This window comes from Desulfobotulus pelophilus (assembly GCF_026155325.1).
GTDB lineage: Bacteria > Desulfobacterota > Desulfobacteria > Desulfobacterales > ASO4-4 > Desulfobotulus > Desulfobotulus pelophilus.
Window position 1 is genome coordinate 1 of sequence record NZ_JAPFPW010000046.1, and the last position, 4,272, is coordinate 4,272.

Consider the following 4,272-nt stretch of genomic DNA (forward strand, 5'->3'; position numbering starts at 1 on the left):
GTCCCACAAGATTATATAGGCAATCAAAATGGTCAAATTTTATCTCAATAACTCAAGTCCGAAACTTGAGTATTAACATAGAAAAATGTCGGGTTCAGTTGATGGCAGAAAGAGGTTATTGGAAATTGCTTCGATTCTATTGGTCTCTCGCCATTGCTTTGAAAGGTACGCTATGGTTTTAGATGATCCCTTAGAGCTTCTGAGTGATACAATTCGCGATAGCGGAAAAGTCACAGATGTTCACTTGAAAATTCTCAAAGACTTCATTCCTGTTTCTGATTGCAATACAAAAGTTCATTGTTATCGGCTACCAATTGATGCAAATGGTCGCGTTCGATTTAAACCTTTAGCAGAATTTCTAAAGGACAGAATAGTCGACTACGCAATACCGCGTAATAGAATTGATGCTGCCAAGGAGGAATTAAATAGAACAGGTTCAACGGCAGCATTGATCAAACTACAGCGTGAAGCAAGAGCGTTATTTACGTCACTTAGCAAAAGCGGTGAAGGTGGCGAATTGCTAGTATTTGCTTTTGCCGAAGCAGTTTTTGGTTTGTCACAGATAATTTGTAAGATGAGCCTCAAGACTTCGTCTGAGATGCATTATCATGGGGCGGACGGTGTTTATGCGGAGGGCGTGGACGCGGGTATTTTAAAAGTATATTGGGGAGAGTCGAAGCTTTATGCTGATGCATCGACAGCTGTTAGAAACTGTTTAGATTCATTAGCTCCATTTTTAAATGAGCCAGATGCTGAGGGTGCAGCTCGTTCCCGCGATGTGTTTTTGATTAATGAATTTGCAGATTTTGAAGACCCTAAACTGACTGAGGGGTTAAAGCGATATTTCAATTTAGATGATGAAAAGTCCCTATCTCTAAAACATTGTGGTATTGCTCTAGTCGGATTTGATAGTGATGCTTATCTTGATGATGGCTTGAACAACGATGAGGCTGCGTTGGAAAAGAAACTAATGGAGCAAATACCAGCTTGGCTTAAGCAAATAAAGAACCGTGTTGGTCAGGAAGGTATAGAGCAATATGATATTCACTTTATTTGCGTGCCTATGAAGGCTGTAGAAGGGTTTCGTAGTTATTTTCTAGGGTTGTTGGAGAGTTGAAATGAGTTTATCGCAGCTACAGGAATGGCTTGTAAGTGATGCTGGAATAAAAGATAAACTTGACGGCCTCAGGATTTGGTCTGCTGGTTTAAGTTTTGGAGCGAATACTCTTGAATTAGACGAAACTCAACCAACTCATGATTGGCAAAAGTTGCTTTTTGCTGCAAGCATCCTAGCGGAAAGCAATGAGAGATCCTGTCAAGAATACGCACTGATGATTGCTCAGAGTGCAGTGTGCTACTCTGATGAACCTATTTTCAAGGATGCAGGAGGTTTAGTTTTATCTCGGCTGTCTAATTATAGAACGATTGAGCTTGCCAAGACTAAAGAACTTATTGTTGACCAGTTGAGCGAACGTGTCGGAGTTATTGAGCAACTGCTGTGGACTAAAAGGCGACTAAATTCTGAAATCCCCATAAATTCACATCACTCGCTATCTGGAAATCGCTTTCAGGTCAATCTCTGGGAAGAGTTGGCTAATGCTGACTGGCTATCTGCAACTGCCCCTACAGCTGCGGGTAAGACGTTCATAATATTGAATTGGCTTTTAACTCAATTTTCCAATGGCAAATGCCATTCTTGTGTTTTTGTAGCGCCGACTAGAGCTTTAGTCTCTGAAATAGAGAAGCAATTGAATGACCTGAAATTTGACCACGACCTTAAAGAACTTAAAGTCACTTCTTTGCCTTTGAAAGAATTGGCAGAATCAGAGACCCCTTTTATTTCAGTCTTTACTCAAGAAAGATTACATATTTTTCTGAACGCAAGTAAGTCTCCTCACAAGTTTGACATCGCCATAATTGATGAGGCTCAGAAAGTTTCTGATGAAAGGCGGGGCGTTATTTTACAAGATGCTTTAGAGCGCGTAGTTCGTGCAAACCCAGATTGTCGTGTAGTGTTTTTAAGTCCTCACTCTCAAAATCCGGAAGACTTACTTCAAGATGCTCCTAGCGCGGCTAATAGAGCAGTTGTCCCTAGTACTTCATCTACAGTTATTCAAAACCTTTTGGTAGCTGAGCAAGTTCCCAGACAGACAACTCAGTGGACATTGTCGCTTTCTGATGGGCAGGGCAATTTGGAAAAGTTGGGTGGTTTTAGTCTCCTTGATCGTCCAACTACGATAAAGAAAAAGATGGCGTTTATCGCTTTAGCACTAGGAAAAAATAGCTCAGGAACTCTGATATATGTTAATAGAGCCGATGATGCGGAAAGAATAGCAGCGTTAATTTATGAAGGTCTAGATAGCTCGGAATTTTCTGAGGTGGTTGATAGTGAATTGGCAGAATTATCCGAGTCCTGTAAAAAAATAATCCATCCTAAGTATCAACTTGTTCCGATTGTAAAGCGTGGCGTCGCTTTTCATTACGGAAATATGCCATCGATTGTGAGAGAAGAAATAGAGAGGCTATTCACTTCTGGGAAAATTAGATACTTGGTTTCCACATCTACATTGATTGAGGGGGTCAATCTTGCGTGTAAAACAATAATCGTGAGAGGCCCTAAAAAAGGCATTGGCAAAGAAATGTCACCACAAGACTTTTGGAATCTGGCTGGTAGAGCAGGGCGTTGGGGAGCTGACTTTAATGGGAACATTGTGTGTGTAGATGTAAGTAAAACTGATGTTTGGCCAAGTGGTTTGCCTCAGAAGACTGCGTATCCTATAAAGCGAGAAACAGATAGTGTTGTACAGGAGTACAATGAGTTGTCTTCTTACCTTGAACGTCGAATGGAGATGAAAACTGCAGATTTAGACCCAAAGCTAGAACATGTCGCGGCATATCTTATGAGCTGGCAATATAGAGAAGGTTCTCTAAAAGATGCACCGCCAATAAAGAAAATAGACCTAGAGAGCGCAAATCAGATAGAGCAGCTGATAAAACCAATGTTAGATGGTATCACTGTACTTCCCGAAATTATTGATGCGAACCCAGGGATTTCTATCGTTGCACTACAAAGGTTGCTTAATTATTTCCGAGAATATCCTGGGGAGCCTGAAGAGTTGCTCCCTTTGCCACCTGAAGATGATGACTCGGTCGACCAGTTCGTGTTTATTTTTGATGTTATTAACTTAACGCTCGCTCCAGTATTTGCGCCTGAGACAAGAGTTCTGCCATGTGCTCTAACAACTTGGGACTGGATGCGGGGAAAAACCTTAGGTCAAATGATCTTGGCTAGAATTAAGCGGGCAAAGAATAAGAAGAACGACGCCTCTGATAGCGAAATACCGTATCCAAAGTTGATCAGAGATACTATGGCTTCAGTTGAAGAGATTGCCCGCTTCTATGCTCCTAAGTATTTAGGTGCATACCTATCTGTGCTTCGCCAGTTTTTTCATGAAAAAGAATGTGACAGTTTGTTCCCGAGCGATCTTTCATATGATCTCTTCTTAGAGTTTGGAGTTAGTACAAAGACCCTGTTATCGTTGATAGGTCTTGGTTTGTCTAGAACTAGCGCTGTAGAACTTGGTGACTTCTATGGTCGTAGTGATATGTCAGAAAATGAAGTTTTGTTAAGGCTTAATGCAAGGGAGTGGGAGTTACATGATCTTCCACCTCTAGTAAAAAGGGAAATAAACAAGCTTATTGAGACCAAAATAAACGAAGGAAAATTACCTAGAGGATAATCTTAGCTACGAGGGTATTTTTATGGCAAAGGCGAAACCTGTAGAAATTGGTGAAATTAAGTTCGACAAAAAAAGCGATGCCTTAAATTTCATGAAAGATATGTTAAACAAGTATGCCCCTGAAGAAAAAGTTGATGAGAATGATTCAAAGTTTCTCTCAAGTGCAATATTAAAACACCCTGAGTTTGAAGAAAAAATTGGTGTTGGAATTAAGCATTTTTTTGTTCGCAGGGCTGATTATGGTACTAAATGTTTTTGGTTGGAAAGAGTCGACGGCACGGTCGCTCGTTTTTCATATAAGTACTGTGTTGATTGTTAGAACTAAAAGAATAATGCGGTTTTGAATAAGTTTTCGTTTTGCAGAAGTTAAGTATAGTTAATGTCCGCTTCTGGCCGAACTTGGACATAGAGATAATGATGCATATCACGTATAACAAGCGCAAGCACTCGGAACAATTTTCCGCTTCGCTCCAAATTGTCCGGTGTTGCGAGCGTTATGAATCGGCACGGAGAGAGTGATGCTTGAACTAAG

3 protein-coding genes are annotated in these 4,272 nt (G+C 40.7%); all 3 read left to right on the forward strand.

The features are described from left to right. Window positions 1-172 precede the first annotated feature (172 nt). Genes OOT00_RS15770 through OOT00_RS15780 form a run of 3 tightly spaced genes read left to right on the forward strand, consistent with a single transcriptional unit; the run spans window position 173 to window position 4,059 of the window. On the forward strand, window positions 173-1,117 hold the full coding sequence (locus OOT00_RS15770) for a HamA C-terminal domain-containing protein (protein ID WP_265426383.1): 945 nt from the start codon (window positions 173-175) through the stop codon (window positions 1,115-1,117). 1 nt (window position 1,118) lies between these two features. Further along, entirely contained in the window at window positions 1,119-3,740 is a 2,622-nt protein-coding gene (locus OOT00_RS15775) for a DEAD/DEAH box helicase (RefSeq protein ID WP_265426384.1), read from the forward strand. A gap of 22 nt (window positions 3,741-3,762) precedes the next feature. Then, complete coding sequence (locus tag OOT00_RS15780; RefSeq protein ID WP_265426385.1) at window positions 3,763-4,059, forward strand: DCL family protein; 297 nt, start codon at window positions 3,763-3,765, stop codon at window positions 4,057-4,059. Window positions 4,060-4,272 lie beyond the last annotated feature (213 nt).

Coding starts and splice junctions, on each gene's coding strand:
- OOT00_RS15770 (WP_265426383.1), top strand. CDS start 173: ATGGTTTTAGATGATCCCTTAGAGCTTCTGAGTGATACAATTCGCGAT.
- OOT00_RS15775 (WP_265426384.1), top strand. CDS start 1,119: ATGAGTTTATCGCAGCTACAGGAATGGCTTGTAAGTGATGCTGGAATA.
- OOT00_RS15780 (WP_265426385.1), top strand. CDS start 3,763: ATGGCAAAGGCGAAACCTGTAGAAATTGGTGAAATTAAGTTCGACAAA.